29 protein-coding genes are annotated in these 25,629 nt (G+C 46.5%); 4 read left to right on the top strand and 25 right to left on the bottom strand.

Annotated elements, in window-relative coordinates:
* Positions 1-38 precede the first annotated feature (38 nt).
* From JNUCC21_RS08000 to JNUCC21_RS07970, 7 genes are all read right to left on the bottom strand, one after another.
* Positions 39-1,958: a stage V sporulation protein D gene (locus tag JNUCC21_RS08000; RefSeq protein ID WP_025284695.1), complete on the bottom strand. Its 1,920-nt coding sequence runs from the start codon at positions 1,956-1,958 to the stop codon at positions 39-41.
* A gap of 113 nt (positions 1,959-2,071) precedes the next feature.
* The gene (gene pbpB / locus JNUCC21_RS07995) at positions 2,072-4,216 is read right to left on the bottom strand and encodes a penicillin-binding protein 2B (RefSeq protein ID WP_015239816.1); all 2,145 of its coding nucleotides are present in this window, start codon (positions 4,214-4,216) and stop codon (positions 2,072-2,074) included.
* Positions 4,217-4,222: 6 nt separating this feature from the next.
* On the bottom strand, positions 4,223-4,576 hold the full coding sequence (ftsL, locus tag JNUCC21_RS07990) for a cell division protein FtsL (protein WP_015239815.1): 354 nt from the start codon (positions 4,574-4,576) through the stop codon (positions 4,223-4,225).
* Between the two features lie 39 nt (positions 4,577-4,615).
* Complete coding sequence (gene rsmH, locus JNUCC21_RS07985) at positions 4,616-5,551, bottom strand: 16S rRNA (cytosine(1402)-N(4))-methyltransferase RsmH (RefSeq protein WP_015239814.1); 936 nt, start codon at positions 5,549-5,551, stop codon at positions 4,616-4,618.
* Positions 5,552-5,620: 69 nt separating this feature from the next.
* Positions 5,621-6,052: a division/cell wall cluster transcriptional repressor MraZ gene (gene mraZ / locus JNUCC21_RS07980; protein WP_007409703.1), complete on the bottom strand. Its 432-nt coding sequence runs from the start codon at positions 6,050-6,052 to the stop codon at positions 5,621-5,623.
* A gap of 125 nt (positions 6,053-6,177) precedes the next feature.
* Positions 6,178-7,797 carry a bacillithiol biosynthesis cysteine-adding enzyme BshC gene (gene bshC, locus JNUCC21_RS07975; protein WP_015239813.1) on the bottom strand — a complete coding sequence of 540 codons (1,620 nt, stop codon included), beginning with the start codon at positions 7,795-7,797 and terminating at the stop codon, positions 6,178-6,180.
* An 86-nt stretch (positions 7,798-7,883) separates the two neighbouring features.
* Positions 7,884-8,765, bottom strand: coding sequence for a 2-dehydropantoate 2-reductase (locus JNUCC21_RS07970; RefSeq protein ID WP_032871411.1), 882 nt, complete (start codon positions 8,763-8,765; stop codon positions 7,884-7,886).
* A gap of 162 nt (positions 8,766-8,927) precedes the next feature.
* Here JNUCC21_RS07970 and JNUCC21_RS07965 point away from each other — a divergent pair, with 162 nt between their 5' ends.
* Complete coding sequence (locus JNUCC21_RS07965; RefSeq protein WP_369878724.1) at positions 8,928-9,410, top strand: N-acetyltransferase; 483 nt, start codon at positions 8,928-8,930, stop codon at positions 9,408-9,410.
* A gap of 39 nt (positions 9,411-9,449) precedes the next feature.
* Here the strand turns inward: JNUCC21_RS07965 and gerR are convergent, their stop codons facing one another.
* The 3 genes from gerR to JNUCC21_RS07950 all read right to left on the bottom strand — a co-directional run bounded on the left by gerR (position 9,450) and on the right by JNUCC21_RS07950 (position 10,902).
* On the bottom strand, positions 9,450-10,025 hold the full coding sequence (gene gerR / locus JNUCC21_RS07960; RefSeq protein ID WP_015239811.1) for a sporulation-specific transcriptional regulator GerR: 576 nt from the start codon (positions 10,023-10,025) through the stop codon (positions 9,450-9,452).
* Positions 10,026-10,182: 157 nt separating this feature from the next.
* Positions 10,183-10,362, bottom strand: a complete 180-nt coding sequence (gene rpmF, locus JNUCC21_RS07955; protein ID WP_003154457.1) for a 50S ribosomal protein L32 — start codon at positions 10,360-10,362, stop codon at positions 10,183-10,185.
* Positions 10,363-10,383: 21 nt separating this feature from the next.
* A complete protein-coding gene (locus JNUCC21_RS07950) occupies positions 10,384-10,902 on the bottom strand; it encodes a DUF177 domain-containing protein (protein WP_012117495.1) in 519 nt (172 codons plus the stop codon).
* A 208-nt stretch (positions 10,903-11,110) separates the two neighbouring features.
* Here JNUCC21_RS07950 and JNUCC21_RS07945 point away from each other — a divergent pair, with 208 nt between their 5' ends.
* Positions 11,111-12,358 carry a nucleotidyltransferase gene (locus JNUCC21_RS07945; protein ID WP_369878723.1) on the top strand — a complete coding sequence of 416 codons (1,248 nt, stop codon included), beginning with the start codon at positions 11,111-11,113 and terminating at the stop codon, positions 12,356-12,358.
* A gap of 19 nt (positions 12,359-12,377) precedes the next feature.
* Here the strand turns inward: JNUCC21_RS07945 and JNUCC21_RS07940 are convergent, their stop codons facing one another.
* Together JNUCC21_RS07940 and JNUCC21_RS07935 are read right to left on the bottom strand one after the other, a co-directional pair.
* Complete coding sequence (locus JNUCC21_RS07940) at positions 12,378-13,400, bottom strand: SepM family pheromone-processing serine protease (protein WP_007409697.1); 1,023 nt, start codon at positions 13,398-13,400, stop codon at positions 12,378-12,380.
* 5 nt (positions 13,401-13,405) lie between these two features.
* Positions 13,406-14,185 (bottom strand): patatin family protein, encoded by a 780-nt coding sequence (locus JNUCC21_RS07935; RefSeq protein ID WP_007409696.1) that lies wholly within the window; start codon positions 14,183-14,185, stop codon positions 13,406-13,408.
* A 179-nt stretch (positions 14,186-14,364) separates the two neighbouring features.
* Here JNUCC21_RS07935 and ylbJ point away from each other — a divergent pair, with 179 nt between their 5' ends.
* A complete protein-coding gene (ylbJ, locus tag JNUCC21_RS07930) occupies positions 14,365-15,591 on the top strand; it encodes a sporulation integral membrane protein YlbJ (protein ID WP_072589069.1) in 1,227 nt (408 codons plus the stop codon).
* Positions 15,592-15,609: 18 nt separating this feature from the next.
* On the opposite strand, the gene coaD is transcribed toward ylbJ, so the two are convergent.
* The 8 genes from coaD to JNUCC21_RS07890 form a co-directional block, all read right to left on the bottom strand.
* On the bottom strand, positions 15,610-16,092 hold the full coding sequence (coaD, locus tag JNUCC21_RS07925; RefSeq protein ID WP_007409694.1) for a pantetheine-phosphate adenylyltransferase: 483 nt from the start codon (positions 16,090-16,092) through the stop codon (positions 15,610-15,612).
* Between the two features lie 4 nt (positions 16,093-16,096).
* Entirely contained in the window at positions 16,097-16,651 is a 555-nt protein-coding gene (gene rsmD, locus JNUCC21_RS07920) for a 16S rRNA (guanine(966)-N(2))-methyltransferase RsmD (RefSeq protein WP_007409693.1), read from the bottom strand.
* A 299-nt stretch (positions 16,652-16,950) separates the two neighbouring features.
* Entirely contained in the window at positions 16,951-17,223 is a 273-nt protein-coding gene (locus JNUCC21_RS07915) for a YlbG family protein (protein WP_003154470.1), read from the bottom strand.
* 58 nt (positions 17,224-17,281) lie between these two features.
* The gene (locus tag JNUCC21_RS07910; RefSeq protein WP_003154472.1) at positions 17,282-17,731 is read right to left on the bottom strand and encodes a YlbF family regulator; all 450 of its coding nucleotides are present in this window, start codon (positions 17,729-17,731) and stop codon (positions 17,282-17,284) included.
* Between the two features lie 70 nt (positions 17,732-17,801).
* Positions 17,802-18,041 (bottom strand): YlbE-like family protein, encoded by a 240-nt coding sequence (locus JNUCC21_RS07905; RefSeq protein WP_003154475.1) that lies wholly within the window; start codon positions 18,039-18,041, stop codon positions 17,802-17,804.
* 15 nt (positions 18,042-18,056) lie between these two features.
* Positions 18,057-18,467: a YlbD family protein gene (locus JNUCC21_RS07900; RefSeq protein WP_007409691.1), complete on the bottom strand. Its 411-nt coding sequence runs from the start codon at positions 18,465-18,467 to the stop codon at positions 18,057-18,059.
* Between the two features lie 175 nt (positions 18,468-18,642).
* On the bottom strand, positions 18,643-19,683 hold the full coding sequence (locus tag JNUCC21_RS07895) for a CAP domain-containing protein (protein WP_007409690.1): 1,041 nt from the start codon (positions 19,681-19,683) through the stop codon (positions 18,643-18,645).
* An 84-nt stretch (positions 19,684-19,767) separates the two neighbouring features.
* The gene (locus tag JNUCC21_RS07890; protein WP_014417702.1) at positions 19,768-20,211 is read right to left on the bottom strand and encodes a CBS domain-containing protein; all 444 of its coding nucleotides are present in this window, start codon (positions 20,209-20,211) and stop codon (positions 19,768-19,770) included.
* A 140-nt stretch (positions 20,212-20,351) separates the two neighbouring features.
* Between JNUCC21_RS07890 and JNUCC21_RS07885 the strand changes: the two genes are divergently transcribed.
* Positions 20,352-20,711: a YugN family protein gene (locus tag JNUCC21_RS07885; protein ID WP_060675442.1), complete on the top strand. Its 360-nt coding sequence runs from the start codon at positions 20,352-20,354 to the stop codon at positions 20,709-20,711.
* A gap of 34 nt (positions 20,712-20,745) precedes the next feature.
* Here JNUCC21_RS07885 and ctaG read toward each other — a convergent pair whose 3' ends face one another.
* The 5 genes from ctaG to coxB are packed head-to-tail and all read right to left on the bottom strand — an operon-like array spanning position 20,746 to position 25,583.
* Entirely contained in the window at positions 20,746-21,630 is an 885-nt protein-coding gene (gene ctaG, locus JNUCC21_RS07880) for a cytochrome c oxidase assembly factor CtaG (protein ID WP_020953993.1), read from the bottom strand.
* Between the two features lie 24 nt (positions 21,631-21,654).
* Complete coding sequence (gene ctaF / locus JNUCC21_RS07875; RefSeq protein ID WP_007409686.1) at positions 21,655-21,987, bottom strand: cytochrome c oxidase subunit IVB; 333 nt, start codon at positions 21,985-21,987, stop codon at positions 21,655-21,657.
* 2 nt (positions 21,988-21,989) lie between these two features.
* Positions 21,990-22,613, bottom strand: a complete 624-nt coding sequence (ctaE, locus tag JNUCC21_RS07870; protein ID WP_003154482.1) for a cytochrome c oxidase subunit III — start codon at positions 22,611-22,613, stop codon at positions 21,990-21,992.
* On the bottom strand, positions 22,613-24,481 hold the full coding sequence (gene ctaD, locus JNUCC21_RS07865; RefSeq protein ID WP_007611227.1) for a cytochrome c oxidase subunit I: 1,869 nt from the start codon (positions 24,479-24,481) through the stop codon (positions 22,613-22,615). Before ctaD ends, ctaE begins: the two co-directional genes overlap by 1 nt.
* A gap of 31 nt (positions 24,482-24,512) precedes the next feature.
* Positions 24,513-25,583, bottom strand: a complete 1,071-nt coding sequence (gene coxB, locus JNUCC21_RS07860; RefSeq protein ID WP_003154484.1) for a cytochrome c oxidase subunit II — start codon at positions 25,581-25,583, stop codon at positions 24,513-24,515.
* Positions 25,584-25,629 lie beyond the last annotated feature (46 nt).

Raw genomic sequence — 25,629 nt, 5'->3', positions numbered from 1 at the left:
AAGAGGCAGCCGAAAACAATCGGCTGCCTCAAAAAGACTCATTCTTCACTCAAGTAAACACGGATCTTTGAGCCTTCTTTTACTTTCGTTCCGGCTGCAGGTGATTGTTTCACAATTTTGCTTCCTTTTCCTGAGGAGTCAATATTCAAATTGACAAGCAGCGACTCAAGATCAGAGACAGACATCCCTACAACATTCGGAACCTCTATTGTTTTTGTGTCGTTCCATTGATATTTTTTCTCGATTTGATTTTTTCGCGGTTTCACGCCGAGCTCAGGCAGACTGTCTCTCATCATATTTCCGACAATCGGCGCGGCGACGGTTCCCCCGAATTGAATCGTGCCTTTCGGATTATCAACCGCGACATACACGACAAGGCTCGGGTCATCGGCCGGCGCAAAACCGATAAAGGAGACGATATGGTTGTTTTCGAGATATTTGCCGTCTTTCACCTTTTGTGCGGTACCTGTTTTTCCGCCGACGCGATATCCTTCCACAAAGGCATTCCGCCCCGTTCCCTGAGCGACGACGCTTTCTAAAGCATATCTGATCTGCTTTGACGTTTCCTGGGAAATAACTTGCCTTTTCGCAATCGGCGATTGTTTCTTAACGGTTTTTTTCGTAACGGGATCAACCCACTCTTTGGCAATAAACGGAGTATAAAGCGTTCCGCCGTTTATTGCTGCGGAAACGGCTGCCACCTGCTGAATCGGCGTGACGGAAACCCCTTGTCCGAAAGCGGTTGTCGCCTGTTCGACCGGGCCGACTCTGTCAAGCGGGAATAAGATCCCCGTTCCTTCCCCTTGCAGATCAATGCCTGTTTTCTTTCCAAAACCGAAGTCCTTAATATATTGAAACAGCTTTTGTTTTCCGAGCCGTTCCCCCAGCTGTACAAACCCGGGGTTGCAGGAATTTTGAACGACTTCAAGATAAGATTGCGAACCGTGGCCGCCCTTTTTCCAGCATCGGAGGCGGGCGCCGTCGACCTCGGCAAATCCTCTGTCATAAAAGTGGTCTCTTTGCAAGTTTACTTTTTGCTCTTGAAGAGCCGCCGCAAGCGTAATAATCTTAAAGGTCGAACCCGGTTCATATGTGCTCCATACCGGCAGGTTCCGGTTGTAAACGGACGGATCCACCGATTGATAGTCAGCCGGATCAAAATCAGGACGGCTTGACATGCCGAGCACTTCCCCGTTTTTCGGGTTCATTGCGACCGCAATCATTCCGTCCGGGTTATATTTCGCCGCTGCATTGTCGAGCTCTCTTTCTATAATCGTCTGAACCTTGGCGTCAATCGTCAGTTTCATATCAAGTCCGTCTTTCGGAGGGGTGTAATCATCCGCTTCATCAGGCATTTTCTTCCCCTTGGCATCCGTATAAAATTTCACGGATCCCTTTACACCTTTTAAGTCATCATCATAATAAGCCTCCAAACCGAGAAGACCCTGGTTATCAATACCGGCAAAACCGAGAACATGGGACAAAAAGCTTCCGTACGGATAATGGCGGATGCTGTCTTCAGCCACATAAACCCCTTTTAAGTCGAGCGCTTTGATTTCTTTCGCTTTTTTATTGGAAATTTTCCGCCCCTCGGGTGAGATTTTTTCTATGGAGGTTTTCTTAGTAATATGTTTGTAGACCTTCTCTTCCGACATATTTAAAACTGACGCGAGAAGCTTGCCCGTTTTGATGGGATTTTGGATCTGGCGCGGTACGACAAAGACGGTCGGCGCGCTTTTATTAGTAGCCAGCTTCACGCCGTTTCGGTCAAGAATCTCTCCCCGCTCAGGCTCAAACGGCAAATTCCGGCTCCAGGAATCCTTAGCCAGTGAAGTCAGCTTTTCTCCCATCACAAATTGAACATAGCCTAATCTGCTGTCAATGATCAAAAAAATGATTACGCCAAAAAGCAAAACCAGTAATAAACGTTTTCGAACCGTTACATTTGAAACGCGCAAGGGACCGTCCACTCCTTATTTAGGCTTGTTTCAATTTATGCCTCAGCTTGGACACATAGAACGGCGGCGCATAAAAAAGAAGCCCGCGGGCATCCGCGGACTTCTCTGTCCCGTTAATCAGGATTTTTAAATTTCACCTTGATCACGGTATTTTCTTTCAGTTCTTTGCCTTTTTTCACACTTTGGCTTGAAGCGTAACCTTCACCGCTCACATCGATGTGAATGCCTGATACTTTGCTGAATTGAAGCACTTCCCGTCTCGACCATCCGGACATATCCGGCATCGTCATCTTTCCGTCTGTTTTTAAGAAGATTTTCTGATTGGTGATCACATCTTCTCCGGCTGTCGGATACTGCTCTTTTACGGCAACATCGCTGCCGATGACAATCGGTGTGAGATGTTCATTTTTCGCTTCCTTCTCAGCGCTCTTGACCGTCTTATCTGTCAGGTCAGGCATCTTTTGGCTTTTCGTTTCTTCCTGACCGGAATCTGTTTTTTCCGTCGGTTCGATATTCATGTAGTGGAGGCTGTTTTTCATCGTCGGGTTAAAGATTTCCGCGACAGGATCAGAGCTGCTTTGCCCCGCTTTTAATTGCGGCTGCTGCACGGCTACATAGATGACAAGCTTAGGATCATTTTTCGGCGCCATGCCCATGAATGAAAACACATAGTTGCTCGTTCCTCTTAAATATCCGCCCGTCCCGGCAATTTGTGCGGTTCCCGTTTTACCCGCGACGTCAAATCCTTCAATTTTATAAGGTTTTCCGGTTCCGATGTCTGACGTCACGACTTCTCCGAGCAGATTCCGGACTTTTTTAGCCGTATCGGCTGAAATCGGCGTGCCTGCCTGCTCTGGTTTTGTCTGCTTGACGACTTTTTTCGTATCGGGGTCGACAATATGATCAATGACGTAAGGTTTCATCATTTTGCCGTTATTGGCAATCGCCGTGACGGCCTGAAGCTGCTGGATCGGCGTTATCGCCGATGCTTGGCCGTAAGCCGTAGACGCTTTGTCAAAATCATATTTGTAGTTAATTTTACTTGATACTTCACCGGGCAGATCAATCCCTGTTTTTTGATAGAGCCCGAATTTGTGCAGGTACTCATTAAACCGATCAAACCCCAGTTTTTCGTTGGCCAGTTTGGCGAAAGCAACATTCGATGACCTCATGAGGCCGTCATGGAAGCTTGTCATACCCCAACCGGCGCCATCGTTCCAATCTTTAACAGGTTTGCCTCCCACTTTATATGTTCCTGATTTATATTTCTCGTTTGCAGAAAACACATTTTCCTGAATCGCCGCGGCAAGCGTAAAGATCTTCATCGTTGAACCCGGTTCATACGCGTACGACACTAAGTCGTTGTAATAATTGGTGACGTTTCTGATATTCGGGTCAAAACTCGGACGCTGCCCCATCGCAAGCACTTTGCCTGTTTTCGGTTCTACGACAGCCGCCATAATTTTTTTCGGTTTATATTTTTCCGCTACTTTCGTCATGCTGTCTTCTAAAAAGGTTTGAATTTTCTGATCAATGGTTAAATATACATTGTCACCGTTTTTAGGTGCGGTGATTTTTTCTTTGCTGTTCGGAAGTTTCCAGCCGGATTTATCACTTTCGTAAGTGACGGATCCGTCGCGTTCCGTCAGATAGTTGTTCAGTATTTTTTCAAGCCCTAAAGAGCCTTGTATCTCGTTTGTTTTTTCATTCACATCGGCATACCCGAGAACATTTGACAAAAATACGCCGTTCGGATAGTAGCGCTTCGTATCTCTTAAGAAAGAAATACCCGGAAGATTCATTTTTTCGATCTTTTGTTTTTTCGCATAAGAGATATCGCGGCCGGCTGAACCGAATTCCACCTGCTTCGCGCCATCCCTGTTTAAGATGTCCAGAATCTCGCTTTTATCAAGATTGATAACGGTCGCCAGTTTTTCCGCCGTTTTCTCTTTGTCTTTGACATGCTGAGGATGCTTCGGATCACTTGTCATTTTTTTATCAAGCACGGCAATGAGCTTATATGTCGCCGTGTCCTCTGCAAGCACTTTGCCGTTCCGGTCAAGAATAGAGCCGCGGCTCGCTTCTATCGTCCGCTTTTTTTCGTGCTGCTCGGTCGCTTTTGTTGCAAGTTCTACACCGTTTGCTTTACCGGTTAATTGAATGTACGCCATTCTCCCGAGAATGACAAAGAAAAAGAGAGCGAAACAAATACTGAGTATCGCTGCTCCTCTGTTCATAAACTTATTTTTTTTCGGCATGGGTTATCATTCCTGTATGTTTTTCACTTTTTTATCTTTCAGATTCAAACCGTGCTTTTTAGCGATATCCATCAGGCGCTGCGGCTGGCTTAAGTCAGCAGCCGTCTTTTCGAGATCACCGATCTGCTTATTCTTCTCAGATACTTTCTCCTCCAGTTGTTGCACCTCAATATTGGATTGGTACGCCGCGTATGCCTTTGATACGATAAACATTGATGTGGAGAGAACGGCAATGGCAAACAGGACGAGCAGCACCTTTTCCCCGAGTGTAATGGAAGCCCTCTTTTTGACAATCACCTTTTTTTCGGGACTTATCACTGGCCGTTGTTGTTTTTCCTGCTGGTAAGCTAAGTTGCTCATAGGCTGATGACCTCCTTTAATGTTGTCATTTGCTGCCCGTTATTTTCGTTTCTCCGCAATGCGGAGCTTCGCTGACCGGGCGCGGTTATTTTCTTCAAGCTCCTCTTTTGATGCCGTAATGGGCTTTCTTGTAATCAGTTTTAATTCCGGTTCAAATTCTTCCGGTATCACAGGAAGACCCGGAGGCAGTTCGGGAAGTGATGATTTTTCCTTGAATGTCGTCTTGCACATTCTGTCTTCCAGCGAGTGAAAAGTGATCACAGACACCCTTCCGCCCGGCTTCAGCACCTCTATCGCTTGCAAGAGGGCCTCTTCAAATACTTGAAGCTCGTCGTTTACGGCGATTCGAATGGCTTGGAATACACGTTTGGCCGGATGACCTCCGCTTCTTCTTGCCGGAGCCGGTATCGCGTCCTTTATTAGATCGACCAGTTGGCCGGTTGTTTGAATAGGCGATTTTTCTCTTGCCTCTTCAATTTTTCGGGCGATCTGCTTGCTGAATTTTTCTTCTCCGTATTTAAAGAAAATCCTCACAAGGTCCTCATACCGCCATTCATTTACGACTTCTTTCGCCGTAAGGGCGGCCGACTGGTCCATCCTCATGTCCAGCGGTGCGTCATGATGATAGCTGAATCCCCGTTCCGGTGTATCAAGCTGCGGAGAGGATACTCCTAAATCAAATAGAACTCCGTCGACACTCGTAATGCCGTGTTCATGTAAACACTCTTTTAAATAACGAAAGTTGCTTTTCACCAGAATGAGCTGTCCTTTGTATTCGGACAATGTTTTCTTTGCGTTTTCAAGTGCCGTGTCATCTTGATCAAAGGCGATCAAGCGTCCTTTTTCCGATAATTGCTGCAATAAATATGTACTGTGCCCGGCGCCGCCAAGGGTGCAGTCCACATAGGTTCCGTCCGGTTTGATATTTAAACCGTCGACGGTTTCACGAAGAAGTACTGTCTTATGCTGAAACATTTGTGTCGGTCCCACCTTTATCAGGAATGAATTGAATTGTCAGTTGTTGTTGTGATGCACGAAGATCCATTATATATCAAATCCAATCATGTTTTCAGCAATTTCAGCGAATGAATCTTCTTGCTCTTCTGTGTATTGTTCCCATATTACCTTACTCCACAATTCAATTCGATTGGAAACCCCGATGACAACACATTCTTTTTCCAGTTTTGCGTAATTCAGAAGAGATGACGCAATATTAACCCTTCCCTGCTTGTCCAGTTCGCATTCGGTCGCACCGGAAAAAAAGAATCGGGTAAATGCGCGGGCGTCTTTTTTGGTGAGCGGCAGAGCCTTCAGCTTTTCTTCAATCAGCTTCCATTCATTCATCGGATAGCCGAAAAGGCATTGGTCAAGTCCTCTTGTCAGCACAAACTGCTCACCGAGGCCTTCTCTGAATTTTGCGGGTACGATCATGCGGCCCTTTGCATCAACAGTATGCCGGTATTCACCCATAAACATGATAAGGACCCCCACTTTCTCCCCTAAACTCACCACTATCCGCCACTTCTCTCCACAACCTCATTTTACACTGTTTACACATAAAAAAAAACCCTGAACTATTCAGGGTTCTTTAAAACTTTATTTCAAAGTTTGACAATCTGATGTTGGTTTTGAAAAGAAAATGGCAGATGTTTGAAGGTTGTGAAGAATTTTGGACCGTAGCGGTTCAGATAATACATCACATTCCAAATCCGTTCCTGCGGAGCGCCGAGCGGTCTGATGCTGTTTTGGATTCTTTCATAGTCACGCAGCACAAAGCCTTCTTTTTCTTCAATTCTTTTCGTTACCGTCCGTTCTAAAAACAAGAGCTGATCTTGAATGAAGGCGGCATTCTTCTGTAAGAGCGGCTCAAGGCTTGAATCGACCTTCAGCGCTTCGTCCCTTGCACGTTTATGGACAGCTTCAATCTGCGACTTCGCCTGTTCCATTACAGAAGAAAACTCTTCCGGAATCTGCTCTTCAAAATAAGTGTCTTTCAGGTGTCCGGTGCCGTGTTCGATCGCTTCCTGAAGCGGGATATTCCGTTCTGAAAGCTTCTTTTCAATATGGCGCTCTAAAATCGTAATGTTCAGTCTCGGCATTACCGGGGTCATGCGAAAGCCCATTAATGAGAAAGCCCGCTTCAGCTCACCCCAATAATTGATCTCCCCCGGTCCCGCGATAAACGCCAGAGTCGGGATGAGAAACTCCTGCATAAGCGGCCTTGTCACAACGTTATTGCTGAAACATTCCGGTTTTTCTTCCATATGGGTATGAAGCTCGTCGTTCGTCCACTTCAGATCAAGCTCCTTAATGACAAAAACGCCGTTTTCTTTTTCAATTAAGAAACGCTCTCCCTCGTGTTCGTAAAACAGATTGGCCTGATCTTTGTCCGATTCAATAATCGGGTGATAACCGGCTTCCCGCATAAGACGCTGCTGGTCTGACACGGCTTTGGCAAGCTCATGATTGTGTTTTAAAATCTGCTGAAACATACCCGTTTCCAGCTTTTTAATCCCCGGATCTCCCGAATTCATCAGAATAAGGCCTTCTTCTTGAAACAAGTCGGCGATCAACAGTTCAAAAAAGTCCGTGAATGTCTCTGATGAGCGTAAACATCGCTTCACGTTTTGAAGGAGTGTGTTTGTGTGATCCGTCTCCTCAAAAGCAGCGAACACTTCATCAATCCAAGCCGCGCATTTTTCCTGATCAAGCTCGGTTTTAGCCGCCGATGTTTTTTTCCAGTACGACTGCGGCAGTTTCTGTTTCACCGGACCTTTATTCTCTGTTGACGTATGCACAAAATTGATTTCTTCCAGATCGTGATCTTCACCCGCCACCCAGAAAATCGGAACGACAGGAATCTGCAACGCCTCTTCCTGCTGTCTGGCAAGTACGATAATGGAGATAATTTTATGTATGGTGTAAAGAGGCCCCGTTAAAAGACCGGCCTGCTGGCCGCCTACTACCGCTGCGCTTTTTGGATCTCTCAGTTTTTCGATGGAGGCCTGCATGGCGGCGGAGTGAAATTTTTCGTGATAGGAGGATAAATAATCCGCTAATTCTTCTCTGGCAAACGGCCGCGAAGACAGGTCATGAAGCCGCTTTTGCCATACGTCCTCTGAATGAATATCATAATCAAAAAATGAAGACATGTTTTCTCCATCTATATAGTGCTGCACAAACTTATTTTGACTTTTGATGGAAAGTTCAGTTAGCTGCATCTGTCTGGAACTTCCTTTCTCCAATAAATAGTTAGGTTTCCGAAATGAGTATAGCATGTTACCGGAAAACCTCAAAAGACTTTGTTTCAGTTTCTTTCTAACGCTTTTATGCTGCGGTGTAAAAACGGGAGATGAACGGCCGGCAATCCGCGGCTTTCCGCTTCTTTTACAAGGTAGCCGATAATCGCATCGGCCTCTGTCCGCCTGCCTGCCATGATATCGACGAGCATGGAAGAATGATTTTTTTCCGTCAGTCTGCAAACTTCGCAAACCTTGTTCCACGCTTTTTCTCTATCGGCGAGGCCAAGTATTGTCTCCGCTTCTTCAAACACGTTTCTCATATATTTTTTGTAAGCGTCATTTCTTAACAGCTCTCCGTTTTTCACGCGCAGCAATGCAGTTAACGGGTTGATGCATACATTTATGATCAGTTTTCCCGTTAAAAGCCGATACCAGTCGTTTTCATCATATACGGGAAAATCCCGGTGCATGCCGGAAAAGATGCTTTGGAGCGTTTCCGGCCGGGATGCGCTGAATACACTCCATCTTACGGCTCCCGCTCCCGTATGTTCAACGGCATGATCTGATATCTTTTTTGCTCCGTGCTCAACAGTGCCGACATAAAGCGAATGATCCGTATGCCAATCTTTAATGTCGTGTATGTGTCCCATGCCGTTTTGCAAAAACAGCACATTCGTCCCTTTTATCGTCTCAAGATCCCGCAACACAGCACTTAGCTGGTGCTGTTTAACGGCTGCGATTAAGAGGTCGAATCCGGAAGTGAGGCCGGTTTGCGCTCTGCATGCCGCCGTACATTCTATTCCGTCTTTCAAAAGCCGTATACCGCCTGAGTTAATCGCATCAGCCTGCTCCGTCCGCCGCGTAATGACCGTTACCTGATGGCGGGACGATAAGTAGTAAGCACATAAAAGGCCTACCGCTCCGCCGCCGATAATTCCGATTTTCACACTGTCACACCCTATATCTCCATTTTTCCATATTATCATAGCAGAAGCCGCCGCAAATTACTTCAATTTCGTTTTGAGCAAAAAGACTGGCAAGCATATTATAGTTGGAATTTTCAATTAAAGCGTTTACAATAATGGTAGAACACAACAAAGGGGGAGTTTGTGTTGAAAATAGAGCGACTGCTCATCAACTTTAAGACACTCGAAGAATTTAAAAGGTTTAAGGAATACGGGATGCAGGAGCTGTCGATGCTTGAAGATCTTCAGGATAATATCATTGAAAATGACAGCACCTCGCCTTTTTACGGGATTTACTTCGGGGATAAACTAGTGGCGAGAATGAGTTTATATCAGGTAAACGGAGGCGCGAATCCGTATTTTGACCACCGTCAGGACTTTTTGGAACTTTGGAAGCTTGAGGTTCTTCCGGGCTATCAAAACAACGGATACGGAAAAGCGCTTGTTGATTTTGCAAAATCCTTCAGAATGCCGATCAGGACGAATTCACGCATGAAATCAGCAGATTTCTGGGATAAGATGAATTTTGAGCCCGTTAAATATGATATGGCGCGTGATAAAGGAGAAAATCCTTATATCTGGCATCCCGATATGAACGGTGAAATGACATCCGGAGAAACGGCATAATAAAAAACCGGCGGGGCGCCGCCCCCAGGCCGGTTCATTTTACAGGCTCTGCGCCGATTTTCTGTCGTCTTCTTTTGAATTGACCATCCTTCTCGCTCTGTCCATAATGTCAATTAACGCTTTATAATCTTCTTCCGTCATCTCCAGCTTGTTTCTCAAGCTTTCATTTTCCTCACGCAGATCCTCGACTTCTTTTTGCAGCGCGGTCAGCTGTTCTGTGAGTTTTTCTTTTTCATGACGCATATCCGCTGCGGCTGGCGACTCTTTAAATTGCTGCAGAAACAAAATGACATCATCAATGGACAGCTCTTTTTCTCCTTCCGCCCTGCGGATCGGAGGCTGTTTGACGGTTCCCGGCAGATTGGCGGAATGCACCCCGATCTGCTTTCTTAATTCCTTCCGCTGTTTTTTCGCCAGTTCTATCCCTGACTGATATTGTTTTCTGACATAAGAATTCCATCTGAACCCGCAGGCGGCAGCCGTTCTCGTCAGCGCTCTGCCGACTTCTTCAAAAGCGGAAAGCTGGGTCCCGCCTTCCCGAATATGCCTGAGCACCACTTCGGCCAGCAGCAAATCTTCATCTTGCGTCCACGCGTCTTGTCTCGTTATCGTCAATCGTATCTCCCTCCATATTTGCTCATTTACCTCATGCATATGCCGCTGATAGATTAGATAGACTACTGGGGCTCACAATTTTTTCGGCGGAAGCAGGCCGGAGGGGCAAAAAAAAGAAAAGCGCAGGAACCGAGATTCCCGCGCTTTTCTTCATACATTAATTGCTTTTAACATTTATGTCTTTGCCGTTGTATGATCCGCATGCTTTACATACACGGTGAGACAATTTCATCTCTCCGCATGACGGGCATTCTGTCATACCAGGTACATTTAGTTTGAAATGTGTACGGCGCAATCTTTTTTTCATTTTAGAAGTTCTTCTAAAAGGTACAGCCATTATTCCCACCTCCTTAAAGAGTTAAGATTCATCATCTTGTGTTAAGAGCTTTTTCAGATCCGCAAGTCTGGGGTCGATTTGATTTTTCTTGTCTTCCTCAGAAATCACTTGCCAATCCTTCCCCACTTGGGGAGCGGCTCCTTCTTTTTGTTCAGTTTCACAAAAGACTTGCATAGGAATTTCTAAAAGAATCTCTTCTTTTATGATCGGAGTTAAGTCGACGGTATCGTCTTCAGCAAAATGAACGTCCTCATCTTCTATATCATCCGACTTATGAAATCTAAACAGTTCTTTTGTCGCGATTGTAAATGGATACGGCACATCAACTAAAGTTCTTGAGCACGGCAAAACCATTTCGCCTGAAATCGTAAAGTCAAACGAAACTTGTTTGGATTCAATCTCCGCGCGGCCCTTCACCCGGACGGGAGAAATGCGGCGGATATCAGAATTCAATTTTGTCAGCTCATTTAACTCAACTGTTTCATCAAATTCAAAGCTCTTTTTCGCGATTTGATGAAGCTGATAAATCGTCCATTTCATTTGTATCACCTCAGGAAAGCAACAAACATGATTATAGCTTTTCAGAATGTTTTTGTCAATATTTTTTCTTTACAGCATAATGCCGCCGTCATGCAATCGTTGACAGCCGGATAGGCTATGCATACACTAAACGAAACGGACTAAAATATGCACTTCATTTGCAAATGTACCACACGAAGCAAAACATAGCAAGAAAGGCGGGACAAATATGAAAGCAGTCGGCCTGGTTGTTGAATATAATCCCTTTCATAACGGACACCGCTATCATGCGGAACAAGCAAAAATCAAAACGGACAGCAGCGTCGCGGCGGCGGTGATGAGCGGCCCTTTTTTGCAGCGCGGGGAACCGGCCGCCGTCTCAAAGTGGGCCCGGACAAAAATGGCGCTGGAAAACGGCGTGGATATCGTCATCGAGCTCCCTTATATATATGCCGTACAAAAAGCGGAATTATTCGCGCGCGGCAGCGTTTCGCTTCTTCATCATTTAGGATGCAGCAGCTTGTTTTTCGGCAGCGAAAACGGGCGGATCGAATCCTTTCTTGAAGCGTCTGAAGCGTTCAGCCGAAAGGAAGATGACTGCAGCCTGATTCTGAAAGAGGAGCTGAAAAAGGGTCTCAGCTATCCGGCCGCCGCCTCAAAAGCTTTTTCACACATATTCAAAGGGCGGGACATGCTCGATTTGTCCAAGCCGAACAATATTCTCGGTTTTCACTACGTTAGAGCGATACACACCTCCGGTTCCGCTATGAAGCCTTATACGACAGCCAGAATCGCTTCCCAATATCATGACGCCGAGCTTCCCGGAGATAACAGCCGGATAGCCAGCGCAACAAGCATCCGGAAAGCGCTGATAGAAAAAGGAACGGCGGCTGCAAGGAGCTTTCTCCCGGAAGCGTCTGCGCGTGAGCTGGAGGCATACAGAAATTCATACGGCATATGGCACAGCACGGAAGACTATTTTTCATATGTAAAATACAGCCTCAGCACTCTTTCCGCTGAAGAATTGAGCCGAATCTATGAAGTGGAAGAAGGCCTTGAGCACAGAATTCTGCGCACCATCAGACAAGCCCGATCCTATCGCGAAATGATGGAACGATTGAAAACAAAACGATACACGTGGACGAGGCTGCAGCGGATAAACACGCACATTCTGACACGGACGAAAAAAGAAGACATGCATCGTCTCTTAAAGCCTTCAAGCGGTCCTTATATCCGTCTTCTCGGAATGACGAAAAAAGGACAGGCGTACCTGTCGGCAAAGAAAAAAGAGCTTACCGCACCTCTCGTCAGCAAGCTCTCTTCTTTCTCTCATCCCGCTCTGGATCTGGACATACTGGCGGGACGGGTTTACAGCCTGCCGATAAACGAACCTGAACGCACATTGTTTGAGAAACAGGAATTTTCACAAGCGCCGATCCGCTATGATGAAGACGAAAAGCGTTTTTTGAATGCGTAAAAAAAAGCACCTGTCTGTATCAGGTGCTTTTTACTTTCAGCTGATCCAAATAGTCAAGTGCGTCCTGCATGGTGTCGACAGGGACGATCTTCATATCGGACTTGATTGCTTTCGCCGTTTTTACCGCATTTTTGTAATCAGAATTTTCAGCTCCGTTTTGATTCGGAGCAAAGAAAATATCTTTTCCCGCTTTGTCTGCGGCGACGACTTTCTGATCGATTCCGCCGATCGGTCCGACTTTGCCGTCCACGTCGATTGTCCCCGTTCCGGCTATATTATAGCCTTTTGTTTCGTCAGGTTTTGTCAGCTGGTTGTAAATTTCTAAAGACATCATGAGACCCGCAGAAGGCCCGCCGATGTTTTCAATGCTGAAATGAAGATCCGGCTTCACTTTCACGTTCCGGTCCGTATATAATGCGACACCGATTCCCGCTCTTTTCGGGTCGTCCGGGAATGATTTCAGCACAATGTCAACGGTCTTTTCTTTCGTGTCCCGTTCAATGTGAAACGTTACTTTTTCCCCCGCTTTTTTGCTGCTGATATAATCAATCAGCTTTTCAGCGGATTCGTATGTTTTCCCGTCCGCGCTGATGATTTTATCACCGACCTCTATTTTTCCTTTTGCCGGCATGTCAGAGACGACTGAACTGGCATAAATGCCGTTAAATGAGTATTTCACCTGTTTCCCGGCTTTTTGATAAGCGGCAATGACCGCGTTTTCTTGGGAGCTTTTCATCATTTGCAGCTGGCGCTTCATATAATCCGAGTCCGATTCGCCCTCTTCTTTTATGCTTTCATCAGGGACGATTTCTTCGTAAGGATGCACTTTCGCCCAAAGATATGTATACGGATTGGCGGGGCCTACTTTGACAGTCATCAAGGAAAGGCTTCCTTTTTCAGGATAGCCTCCGTCCACCTTAATCAGCGGTCTCAGCTCTGATGCTTCTCCCGGCTGTGTGATGTAATACGGAAGCTTAATAAATGTAACAGCGATTAATAAGATCAGGATGATAAACACCCAGCGAAAATGTTTTGCTTTCATATGAATTAGCCCTCCCAGTTCTCTATTTCTTGTTTAATCCGGCCGATCATCCGGTCTGCGGCTTCTTCGCCCGCTGTGATCATATGATCAATGTTGGCAAAAGAACTTGAGCTGAATGATTCAAGAGAAGGGCGGATCATGACGTCTGCGGCAATGGTCTGGTGACGGACCAATTCATTTTGCAGTATATCCATACTTTGCATGATTACATCAAAAATATGTGCCGCCTTTTCCGTTTTTTTCACCCGGGATACGTCAGAGGCGATGACGATATCAGCACCCATATCTTTTACGGCGGAAACCGGGATTCTGTCGACCACCGCGCCGTCCACTAACATACGTCCGTTCATTTTTTGCGGAACGAAAACGCCCGGTATGCTGATGCTCGCGCGGACGGCTTCGGACACTGAACCTTTCGTAAAAACGAGTTTTTCGCCGGTCTGAAGGTCGCAGGCCACGATGCCGAGCGGGATCCGCAGTTCTTCTATCGGCTTGCCGTACGTATAGGCATGAACGAGCTGCCTGATGCGGTCTCCTTTTAAAAATCCGAGCTTCGGCATCGTATAATCCGCGTACAGCCGCCGCTTAAATGCTTTGGCGACTTTTTTCATCGTGGCCACGTCATGCCCGGCCGCATAAAAGCTTCCGACTAATGCTCCCATGCTGCTGCCGGCAATCATATCAATTGGAATCTGATGCTTATGTAAACTGGATAACACTCCGAGATGAGCGATGCCTCTTGCCCCTCCCGAACCTAACGCTAACCCGATTGTAGGTTTGGCCAACGCGACGAACCCCCTAATAGACATCCTATACATGAATTCTATGGTCTAAATTGAACCCCTATGCTCGTATATTAGTACAGGATGACAAATAGGTACTTGCCCGGCCGCCTTTAAGGTCTGTTCTATATTTTATCATGATATAAATGTCAGTGTGCAATTTTAGCATCGGGGAGGTAAGAATGAATTTGTCTAAGTTTCATACATTTTTGATTTCATTGTTTTTCATTTTTTTGACGGCTACGGTTATTTCACACCCTCAGGCCTCATTCGAAGCCTCCAAAACCGGCCTTTCCATGTGGTGGGAGGTAGTTTTTCCTTCATTGCTTCCGTTTTTTATTCTATCTGAGCTTTTAATCGGATTCGGCATTGTCAAGTTTGTCGGCCTTTTACTCGAACCCTTTATGCGTCCCATTTTCAGAGTGCCGGGGGTCGGCGGATTTGTACTGGCTATGGGCATGGCTTCAGGCAATCCGGCCGGCGCGAAGCTGACTGCACGGCTGCGCCAGGATAAACAAATCTCCAGAGTAGAGGCTGAACGCCTCGTCTCTTTTACCAATTCATCCAATCCGTTATTTATATTCGCTGCTGTGGCAGTCGGCTTTTTTCATAACGCGTCTCTCGGCATTCTGCTGGCATCGGCTCACTATCTCGGAAACATCGCCGTCGGCCTGACGATGCGTTCATACGGACGGAAAGAAGAAGCGGAGTATACCGGTAAAAAGACGATCGCTCTCCCTTCTCTGAAGGAAGCATTTCTGGCCCTCCACAAGGCGCGGCTTTCGGAAAAGCGGCCGCTCGGAAAAATTTTGGGCGACGCCGTCACCTCTTCTGTACAAACCTTGCTGATGGTGGGCGGTTTTATTATATTGTTTTCGGTTTTCAGCCGGTTATTATCAATCGTACAAGTCATGGATGTGCTTTCTGTATTTACAAACGCGCTGCTTTCGCTTTTTCATCTTCCGGCAAATCTGGACATCCCTCTTATCAGCGGAATGTTTGAAATTACACTTGGGAGCAAGCTGGTCAGTGAAGCTGATGCCGCCTTGCTGCCGAAAGCCATGATTGTGAGTTTTATTCTCGGGTTCAGCGGCCTTTCCGTACAGGCCCAGGTAGCCGGCATTTTATCGGAAACAGATATCCGCTTTAAACCGTTTTTCGCGGCGCGTATCCTTCAGGGCATTTATGCCGCACTCTTTATTCTCTTACTGTGGAAGCCGCTTTACCTTGCATTGGACGAACCTTACCAGTCCGTATTCCTCCCTTTCCGCGATCAGGAAGCGGGATCTGCTGCCGTCAGCGGCTGGAATACACTTGTTGAAACCGGGCCCGCCATCACGCTGACAGCTCTCGCCGTATACGCATTGATTTATTGTTACAGGCTGTCAGCACGGACAAAAAAAGGATGAGACGCCAATCAGCGCTTCTCATCCTTTAAATTTCTGCATCAGCGCCTGTTCAACTTCCGGAGGAACAAACTCTGAAACAGGCCCGTTATATTTTGCGACTTCTTTTACGATGCTTGAACTTAAAAAAGAGTACTGATTGTTCGTCATCATAAAAAAAGTTTCTATTGATTCGTCGAGCACGCGGTTGACGGAAGTCCCCTGCATCTCATATTCGAAGTCAGAAACGGCTCTGAGCCCCCTGATAATCGCCTTCGCCCGCTTTTTTTTCGCATAGTCGATTAACAGTCCCTGTGACGTCTCGACCGTAACATTCGGTATGTCTTTTGTCACTTCTCTTAACAGCTCACATCGTTCCTCAACTGTAAACAGCGGCTGCTTAGAAGAATTATTGAGCACGCATACGTACACCTGCTCAAACACGTTTGCCCCCCGTCTGATAATGTCCAGATGTCCGTAGGTGACGGGATCAAAACTTCCGGGACATACAGCTATACTTGCCACATCATTACCCCCTATTTCGGTATATCGTCACTCCTGTAAGCCCGTAAATTTCCCTTCTTGTTACAGAAAGCGCGCCGACGGCTTCAGGAAGCGCAACGGCTTTATCATGCTCGGCTACGACAAAACCGTCTTCATTCAGCATGTTCTGCTCATCAATCATTTCGATAAGCGCTTTCAGCTTTTGTTCCTTATACGGAGGATCTAAGAAAATTCCGTCAAAACCTTTTTCCCGTTTCGCCGCGGCATAGAGGGCCCGCTCTGCATCATTGCGGTATACTTCCGCTGAAGACAGCAGATCAAGCGCTTTGATATTCGCTTTTACCGTTTGGATGGCTTTGAAATCACGATCCACAAAGATACAGCGGTCAAATCCGCGCGACAGCGCTTCAATCCCGAGACCGCCGCTCCCCGCAAACAAATCCAGCCCCGTTCCTCCGTCAAAATACGGGCCGATCATATTAAAAATAGACTCTTTTACTTTATCCGTCGTCGGCCTTGTTGATGTGCCCGGCACAGCCTTTAAGGCTCGTCCTTTTCTTGAACCGGAAATTACTCTCATTATTCACACCACTTTTTCTGAAAACTTTGATGTTACTCATCGGCTGAGCCGTTATGTATCAAAACAATCCCTATCTTATCATAAAGCATTCTTTCAAACAATGAACGTGAAAAACGTGTATACATATTCACATTCCTGTCAAGACTACGTGTAACAGCATCAATGAATGATGTTGTTGCCAACCGCGGAGAAGACTTACGTTTCCCCATAAGTTCTTCCTCCGGTTTCTCCTCTCCCTTTTCCTTCTCCTTAACTTGTTAAGGAATAGAAGGACCCCGCAGGTATCTGCGGGGATTTTTTTATATACCGACTTTATAATCGTACTCTTTCGCCTTATCAAGCTTTGATTCAAATTCCAGCTTTAAAAAAGGTTTATAAGAAGGCTCTACCTTCTTCACATAAGAATAAGAAGAAATCTTTTCCATTGTTTTTTCGATTAGGTCCATATCGCAATACAGCACAACGTATTTCAGCCGCTTGGAAACATAATGAACGTTGCCGAATTTTCTCAGCATTTTGCTGTGTTTTAAGGAATGCAGATATACGATTATGCCTTGGCGCTTATTTTCCATCATGATCACCCGCCTGACTTTCTGTTCATTTTATGTAAAAGACGAGACGGCCGTCTCGTCAGGAAACTTTGCATCCGCAGCCGCCGCCGGAACCGCACCCGCCGCCGCAGGATGACAGGCCGTCAAAATAAGGATTCCCCGTCGGAACTTTTACATGCTCCGAGACGGCCGTTCCGAGTTCAATGCTGATCTCGTCAAGCAGCGACTGAAGCTCAGTCTCCGCTTTTTTAAATTCGGCCACCTTATCGTTTAAATCCAGTTCCCGCTTCATTTCTCTCATTTTGCGGGAAATCTCTCTATAATCAGGATGGTATTTGCCAAAACGCTGCACATCCTCATACTGCTCTTTAACGCTCATAAAAGAACGAATGATCCGCCCTGCCTCTTCATCTTCACGGAGACGCTTGTAACAATCGCGGTAATTTTCAGCCGTCTCAGACTGCAGAATCATGCCGGCAAGCTGCTCCGCTTCACTTTGAAGCTTGACGGACTCAATTGTTGCATACATAAATACGCACCTCCAGTTGCTAGTTTACCATGAAACCACCCAATTGGAAAATGCGGCGTTTAAACGCTTTTTAATCCTGTGAACGCATGGCGTGAACCATCTGCATCATCATCTGCGCCATTTGAATCCCGTTTGAGAATTGGCTTACCCGATGCGGTATCGTCTTTTCATAAAAATTCATCATGTCAAGCTGAAAGGAATTGAGATCGTCCGGTTTTCTCGCAAGTCTGCGGTACCAGACGGGACGCTGCCGTATAAACCGTTTCCGTTCCTCATCTGCGGATATGAATTCCTGAACCTCTTTTCGCATACACGATCCCCTTCTTTAATCCTTTCTGAACGAAAAAGGATGTTGTCCGGAGCCTTGCCGGGGCTGCTTCGTGCTGCTCCCCGAAAATTGGCTTAAAAGGCTTTGCAATGATGAAATGGATTGGCTCATTTTATTGATCTGCTCATTCATTTGGTTGATATCCATCTTTTTGACGGCAGTGACCATTTTTGAAACGAAATCGTTTTTTTCAGCTGGTTCCTGTTTGGTTTCCGCGTCGGAAGAAGGCTGAACGGCCTCGTCTTTAAAAGGGTCCCATATCGGATCATCCTCGCCCAGAAGAACCCAATTTTCATAGACTTCCTGCCAGCTTCTTTGTTCCTTGCGAACATTTTGGATCAGTTTGGGATGCTTTTTTACGAATTGTTTAAAATCATCGATTGATTGCCGTGATTGCTGATTCGCCACAATTCTCACCCCCTCCGAAAAGTTTTGCCTGCTATAATGTATCGGTTCATGCGCCTTAATGTTCGCCTAAATTGCGAAAAAAAGCAGGTATATATAAAAATTGTTTTTTTCGGCAGGAGCGCCGCTCGCGAAAAAACATAAAAAAACCGCGGGGGACGCGCCCCTCTGCGGTTTTTTACTGCCAAGGCTTAATGAAGTTTTGCGTATAATACTTCTGATCAACGCCGACACCGAGGTGCGTATAATCCGGGCTTAACAGCGCCTTTCTGTGGCCTTCGCTGTTCAGCCAGCCCTCCACGGCTGCAGGACCGTCCACATAGTTGTAGGCAATATTTTCACCGGCCTCCCGGTATTTCACATCGCCTTTTTCCAAGCGGTCCTTCAGAGTCCCGTATTTCTTTGAGACGTGAGAGAAATACTTGTTATCCTTCATGTCCTTGCTGTGGCCGAATGCCACTTTTGCGGCGCCTTCGTCCCATTTCAGCCTTGCAAGTCCGTGTTTCACGCGGATGACATTTGTAATATCGAGAATCTGCTGCTCACTCGCTCGTTCAATGTCGTTCCATTTTTTATCAGAAACAGGCTCGGGTTCTGTCAGCTTTCCTCTGTACATGACCTCATACGGCCTTTGTTTCACAAGTGTTTCCGCATCAAATGCCCTGATGCTTGACAGATTCCCGTCAAATTTGTCCATGTACAGCTGAACATACATTCCGCCTATCTTAACGGTGGGACGGGTATTGATATCTTCTTCAGAAAACTCGAACCGATACGTGTTTCCCTTGTCAGTCACATTGACAAAAGGAGAAACCTGCGTCGTTTTAAAAACTTCGCCCGTCGATTCGCCGATCTTAAACGGTTTTGCGTTGATGCCGCTTCCCGAAGCGTATAAAGTCACGGCTTTATCATTCAAAATACCGACTTGTACGTATTGGTCTTTCCCCTGGTTGTACACCCACCACTCGTAATCGTAGGCAGAAGGATCTTTCCGGGACGGTTCCCCAAGTTTCTTTTTCACATCGGCGGCAGATTTCCCCATGAGAGAAAGCAGTCCGGATGACGGCATTTTCAGCCGTTTTCCGCTCTCTTCTTCATTGGAAACCTGAGGCTCCTCCTGATCCGTCTTTTTTTGAGGAGCCGATCCATATTGTATAAACAGAACATACGCTCCGTAAATAAGCAAAAGGATAACGAGAGCCCTTGCGATATTTTTCAACCTCTCACCCCCATATGTTCAAACCGTTCTGTTTTTGTTTACTCTTATACAGTACAGCCTATTTGCATCGTCCGTGATTTATGTTTAATGGATAAACCCCTCCGGACCGCCGTCTTCAGAAATGTCAGACAGCGCCCGGCCTGCTTGCTCATTTGATTGCTCGGCCAACGAAAGATCGCCGAGCGTAACAATGCCGACCAGTTTTTTATCCTTTGTGACGGGAATTCTTCTGAGCTGATGTTCAGCCATCAAATGGAGCACCTCCTCCACAGAGGCGTCTTCTTCTGCACTGATAACCCGCTCTGTCATTGCGTCGGTTATTTTTTGAGAGTTCGGCTTTTTTGAAGCAATTCCCCGTAATACGAGATCTCTGTCTGTCACGATCCCGACAAGTGTGGCGCCGTCTTCATCCACTATCGGAATGGCGCCGACATCTGCGTCTTTCATCTTCACCGCAGCTTCATATACATTATCTAATACTGTACAATATTGCAAGTCTGACGTCATGAGCTTATTGATCTTTGTCATTGCGGAATTCCTCCTTTTTTCTGCTACTATTGTCGTCAAATTTTTCTTTTTGCATACTTTCACCGTATGAATCATTGAAAGTGTAACGCTTTCATACTATGATTGTCAGGAAAGGGCATTTTTAAAAGGAGGGGGAAGGTTTGAAGTTTGAAAACAGCGGTCTTGAAGGGGTAACAGCGGAGCTCAGCCGCTTGAATGATCTGATGGAAGGTAAAGGGCTCATTCTGGCTGGACAATGGGATTATGAAAGAGTGACTTACGACAAAAAGTTTTCAGTACCTGAGGGGACATTTTATCTGCGGATTCAAGGAACGGCAAAAGAGGGCGATGTCGGCGGCAGCCGGGCCGTAATTCAGCTGAAGGCCCCTCTTTTAGGAAAGCATTATTATCCGCACGGCGTAGAATACGGCAGCGCTGAAGAATTTCCGGAACAAGTCGTCGCTGAAAGCAAAGCTTTACTGCTTGAATTGGAAGAGTCATTAAAAACAGTGCAAATGTAATAAAAAAGTACAGCATATTCTGCTGTACTTTTTTTCATGAGACGGTATGCTCGATATACGGCGGCTCTGACAGCGTATCTTTTTCCCGTTCCGTTCTGACCCACTGAAAAAAGATGACAGCCAAATATGTTCCGTAGACCGCCTCTTGAATGATTTTCATCAGCACTGCCCCAAGCTGCTGATCTTCCAGAGGAGGGAGCGTGTTAAACATCTCCGGTCCGGATAAAGGGATCTCCTCCAGCAAATCTAAAGGAACGCAAAGCTTCATTGCTTCGGCCCAAGCCGCCGGATCTGTATACGTGGCATACATGGGCGCCCCGCTGAACATAATGAGCGCGCAGGCCGGCGTTAACAAAATCCCGTCTGCCATAATATACCCCAGCTTCATTAAACCGCTGAGACGGGGCAGACCGTCCACCTTATGCACAAGCGGCCACCACATAAAAAACGCCGTTACAAAGATGAGTCCGTTCATCAGCGTGTGATACAGCGAATCCGTTTTGACGAAATCAAATATAAACGGGATGTGATACAGTGAAAAAATACCGTTAAACAGCACTAATGCGATAAGCGGCATTGAAAAGAACGAAAACAGCGGCTTTACGACAGGACGGAAGATCAGTTTTTTCCATGCCCAGCCGGGAATTCCGGAAATCAACAGCGGCGGTACGACTAAAAACAGAACCGCCATCTGCGTCATATGGGCGCTGAACATCACATGGCCCAATAAATCAACCGGACTTCCCGCAGCCGCGTAAAAAAATAGCGCGGAAAGCACAAACAGCACCTTTTCCTTAGCGGACACACGTCCTTTATGCCGGCTGCACCAGTAAAAGTAAACACCTGTTATCACGGCAGTTATACAAAACAGATACGGGCTCCACATTGCGCGAAACCCGAACATTTCCAAATTAATCAAATCTCTCACTCCCCGCCGTCCCGATTACCACCAAATAATCGTGACAAATGCAAGCACGGTGATAAACGCGACAAATATTCCCGAATACAGAAATAATGACGGCGCTTCATGCCCCTTCTGGCTCATATGCATAAAGTAAAACAGCTGAAAGATGACCTGGATGACCGCAAGCAGGATCAGAAACGGCATCGTAAACCATCCGGCAATGCCGTCTGCAGCCACCGTCAAAAACGCGACAAGCGTAAGACCGATCATCAAGCCGAAGGATATGACCTGATATTTCATCTCCTCGGCATTTTTCTTTTTTCGATATTCGAGATCCGTACTGACAGTCCCTCTGTTTTTGTTATCGTCCATCGTTATCCCACCATCCCCATCAAATATACAACGGTAAAGATAAAGACCCACACGACATCGATAAAATGCCAATATAAGCTGGCCACATAATATTTCGGCGCATTATAAAGGCTGAGCCCTCTTTTTGCATTCCGGATCATCAGCGCGCTGATCCACAACAGCCCGAACGCCACGTGTGCTCCGTGTGTGCCGACGAGCGTGTAAAACGCTGAGCCGAGCGCAGAGCTTGTAATGGTAAAGCCGAATTCGTGAGTGTAATGCATAAATTCATAGATTTCTACCCCTAAAAATCCTGCTCCCAATAAAACGGTAACCAAAAGCCACACCTGCATTTTTTTAAAGGAGAAATTTTTCATATGATACATCGCATACACACTCGTTAAGCTGCTCGTTAAAAGAAGCATCGTCGCGATAAATACGATCGGCAGCTCAAACATCTCAGCTGTTGACGGCCCTCCGGCTTTAGATTCCCGTAAAGCAAGGAATGTTGCAAATAGCGAGGCGAACAGAACCGTTTCCCCGCCGAGAAACAGCCAAAATCCCAAAAACTTATTTTTCCCTTCCAGCGTTGCTTTTTCAGGAGAAGCCGGAAAGGTTTCAGCCGTCATTTTTTCCTGCAGCTGCATTACGCCTTCACCCCTTTATCATCATTCGGCAGATCTTCTTTGTGAATATGATAGCCGTAATCATCGACCACAGAGCGAAGCAGCATGGTAAAGAATGTGATGCCGAGCCCTATGAAGATAACCGGAAGCCCCCATGAATAATCGGAGTGGTATAAAAACCCGAACGCTGCGACAAACAGCCCGAAAGATATGATAAACGGCATGATGGATCCGTTCGGCATATGAATGTCCTCTACAGGCTCTGCAGGCGCCATCCCTTCATTTCCGGCCTGCTTTTCAATCCACAGCGGGTCAAGTCCCCGGACAAACGGAAGCTGTTTAAAATTATATTCCGGCGGCGGCGAAGAAACCGCCCATTCAAGCGTACGACCGTCCAGCCACGGGTCGTTCCCGACGTATTTCCCCTTTATTGAGGTATAAATAATATTGACGACGAGTAAAGCAGCCGCGCCCGCCATGAAAAACGCGCCGATTGAACTGATCAGGTTGCCGGTATCAAGCCCCTGGCCGGGCAGATATGTGTAAACGCGCCGCGGCATTCCCATCAAACCGAGGAAATGCTGAATGAAGAAGGTAAGATGAAACCCGATAAAAAATAAGACGAACGAAATTTTCCCCATCGTTTCATGAAGCACCTTCCCGAACATTTTCGGCCACCAGAAATGCACCCCCGCCAGGATGCCGAACACAACGCCGCCGATAATGACATAGTGGAAATGCGCTACGACAAAATACGTATCGTGGAACTGATAATCTGCGGCTGCGGCCGCCAGCATGACACCCGTGACTCCTCCGAGTACGAAAGAAGGAATAAAGGCGACGGCATACAGCATAGGCGTCGTGAATTTGACATTTCCTCCCCAGATGGTCAAAAGCCAGTTGAAAATTTTAATGCCCGTAGGCACCGCGATCGCCATCGTCGCAACCGCAAATATCGCATTAGCGATCGGTCCGAGTCCCGTCGTAAACATATGGTGAACCCAAACCATGAACCCGAGAAAGCCGATCAGCACGATCGCAAAGACCATAGACGAATAACCGAACAGACGTTTCCTCGCAAATACGGGAATGATTTCTGAAAAAATCCCAAAGGCGGGAAGAATTAAAATGTATACTTCCGGATGCCCGAAAATCCAAAACAGATGCTCCCAGATTATCGTATTGCCGCCCAATTCAGGATTAAAGAAATTCGTTCCGAACAAACGATCCAGCATCATCAGCGCCAAACCGACGGTGAGCGGAGGAAATGCGAATAAAATGAGTGCCGACGCCACAAATGTCGTCCACGTAAACAGCGGCAGTCTCATATACGTCAAACCCGGCGCCCTCATATTAATAATCGTGGCGAGAAAATTGATCCCCGCAATGAGCGTACCTAAGCCTGATATTTGCAGGCCGAGCACGAAAAAGTCTATGCCGTGCCCTTTCGAATTCAGCGCAAGCGACGCGTACGACGTCCAGCCTGCATCAGGAGCGCCTCCTAAAAACCAGCTCAGATTCAAAAAGATGCCTCCGAAGAAAAACAGCCAAAATCCGAGCGCATTCAGAAATGGGAACGATACGTCACGCGCCCCGATCTGAAGCGGCACAACCGCGTTCATCAGCCCGAATAACAGCGGCATCGCCGCCAGGAAGATCATTGTCGTGCCGTGCATCGTCATAATTTCATTAAACTGCTGAGCACCCATAAAATCGTTCCCCGGCCTCAAGAGCTGAATCCTGATAAGCATGGCCTCAAGTCCGCCGACGACGAAGAAAAACCCCCCGGCGATCATATATAAAATCGCGATTTTCTTATGGTCAACCGTCGTCAAATAATCCCAAAGCAAAGAGCTTTTTCTTTGCTGTCCTGTAAGCGTATTCATCATTTACGACCTCCCCCCTGATATCTCCCTGTCCTCACTTGTTCTCCGCTTTCAGCCCTTTTAAATATTCATACAGCGCATCCGTTTCAGCGTCCGAGAGCTTCGGATAAGTGCCTGTCATTTTATTGCCCGGTTTAATGCTGTCCGGATTTTTCAGCCAGGCTTTTATATTCTCTTTATTCGCATCCTTAATGCCGGCCACTTTGACCCGTTCACCGAAGGTAGCGAGGTTCGGAGCCGTTCTTGCCGCTTCAGCCCGTTTATCATTGGGCTCAACCGCATGACAGCTCAGGCAGTTTTTTTCCTTAAACAGCTCTTCTCCTTGCGCGGCTAAACCGGAATCTGTTGTATGCTTATAATTTTTCATCGCTTTCGTCCATTGTTTAAATTCTTTTGACGGCAGCGGTTTCACTTTGAAATCCATCAGCGCATGTGAAGGTCCGCACAGCTCTGCGCATTTCCCGAAGAAATATTCTCCCGCTTCTTTGCTGCGTTTAGAATCGAAGGTCAGAAAGAAAGTATTGTCATTATCCGTATTCGTATCGATTTTTCCCCCGGCTGATGGAATCCAGAAAGAGTGTTTCACATCTGAGGACTTCAGCTTGAAATAGACGCGTTCATCTGTGGGAACGATCAGTTCCTGACTTGTCACAAACCCGTAATCAGGATACTCGAATTCCCACCAGTATAAATTCGCCCTTACATTAATCACGAGCGCATCCTCTGCTTTACGGTTTTTCTTATCCATCGGCGACGTATCCGCCAGCGCCAATGTATCGATGACAACCGGAATGACAAGAATAATCAGAAGCAGGATCGGAATAACGGTCCAGGTGATTTCTAAAAAACGGTTCCCCTCCACCTGTTTCGGTATCGTGTCTTCCCCTATACGCGACCGTCTGAATCTCACAATGACGTAAAAGAAAATAACTGCTACGACCGCAACGACGACAACCATGATAAGTGTGCTGAGCACCGTCAGATCATATTGTTTATCAGCCACTTCGCCGGCAGGCTTGAGTGTGGACAGAAACGGTTTTCCACAGCCGCTCAATAAAAGCGGCACTAAGGCTAATAATGATAAAAGACGCCAACGCTTTAACATTTCACCCAACCCCTTTTTTGAATCAGTACGAGATGCACAAGCAGTA

Origin of the sequence: Bacillus sp. JNUCC-21 (assembly GCF_041222765.1) — a bacterium.
Lineage (GTDB): Bacteria > Bacillota > Bacilli > Bacillales > Bacillaceae > Bacillus > Bacillus velezensis.
This window is presented reverse-complemented; position numbering and strand designations above follow the sequence as displayed.

Excerpts from the sequence above, each read along its gene's own strand:
- JNUCC21_RS07915 (WP_003154470.1), bottom strand. The coding sequence starts at position 17,223 with ATGGAAAATAAGCGCCAAGGCATAATCGTATATCTGCATTCCTTAAAA.
- bshC (WP_015239813.1), bottom strand. The coding sequence starts at position 7,797 with ATGCAGCTAACTGAACTTTCCATCAAAAGTCAAAATAAGTTTGTGCAG.
- ctaF (WP_007409686.1), bottom strand. The coding sequence starts at position 21,987 with ATGGACGATAACAAAAACAGAGGGACTGTCAGTACGGATCTCGAATAT.
- rpmF (WP_003154457.1), bottom strand. The coding sequence starts at position 10,362 with ATGGCTGTACCTTTTAGAAGAACTTCTAAAATGAAAAAAAGATTGCGC.
- rsmH (WP_015239814.1), bottom strand. The coding sequence starts at position 5,551 with ATGTTTCAGCATAAGACAGTACTTCTTCGTGAAACCGTCGACGGTTTA.
- coxB (WP_003154484.1), bottom strand. The coding sequence starts at position 25,583 with ATGTTAAAGCGTTGGCGTCTTTTATCATTATTAGCCTTAGTGCCGCTT.
- JNUCC21_RS07910 (WP_003154472.1), bottom strand. The coding sequence starts at position 17,731 with ATGTATGCAACAATTGAGTCCGTCAAGCTTCAAAGTGAAGCGGAGCAG.
- rsmD (WP_007409693.1), bottom strand. The coding sequence starts at position 16,651 with ATGAGAGTAATTTCCGGTTCAAGAAAAGGACGAGCCTTAAAGGCTGTG.
- ylbJ (WP_072589069.1), top strand. The coding sequence starts at position 14,365 with ATGAATTTGTCTAAGTTTCATACATTTTTGATTTCATTGTTTTTCATT.
- ftsL (WP_015239815.1), bottom strand. The coding sequence starts at position 4,576 with ATGAGCAACTTAGCTTACCAGCAGGAAAAACAACAACGGCCAGTGATA.
- mraZ (WP_007409703.1), bottom strand. The coding sequence starts at position 6,052 with ATGTTTATGGGTGAATACCGGCATACTGTTGATGCAAAGGGCCGCATG.
- ctaE (WP_003154482.1), bottom strand. The coding sequence starts at position 22,613 with ATGCAGCTGCAGGAAAAAATGACGGCTGAAACCTTTCCGGCTTCTCCT.
- JNUCC21_RS07940 (WP_007409697.1), bottom strand. The coding sequence starts at position 13,400 with ATGAAAGCAAAACATTTTCGCTGGGTGTTTATCATCCTGATCTTATTA.
- pbpB (WP_015239816.1), bottom strand. The coding sequence starts at position 4,216 with ATGCCGAAAAAAAATAAGTTTATGAACAGAGGAGCAGCGATACTCAGT.
- JNUCC21_RS07950 (WP_012117495.1), bottom strand. The coding sequence starts at position 10,902 with ATGAAATGGACGATTTATCAGCTTCATCAAATCGCGAAAAAGAGCTTT.
- ctaD (WP_007611227.1), bottom strand. The coding sequence starts at position 24,481 with ATGATGAATACGCTTACAGGACAGCAAAGAAAAAGCTCTTTGCTTTGG.
- JNUCC21_RS07890 (WP_014417702.1), bottom strand. The coding sequence starts at position 20,211 with ATGACAAAGATCAATAAGCTCATGACGTCAGACTTGCAATATTGTACA.
- JNUCC21_RS07945 (WP_369878723.1), top strand. The coding sequence starts at position 11,111 with ATGAAAGCAGTCGGCCTGGTTGTTGAATATAATCCCTTTCATAACGGA.
- JNUCC21_RS07905 (WP_003154475.1), bottom strand. The coding sequence starts at position 18,041 with ATGCGAAAAGAGGTTCAGGAATTCATATCCGCAGATGAGGAACGGAAA.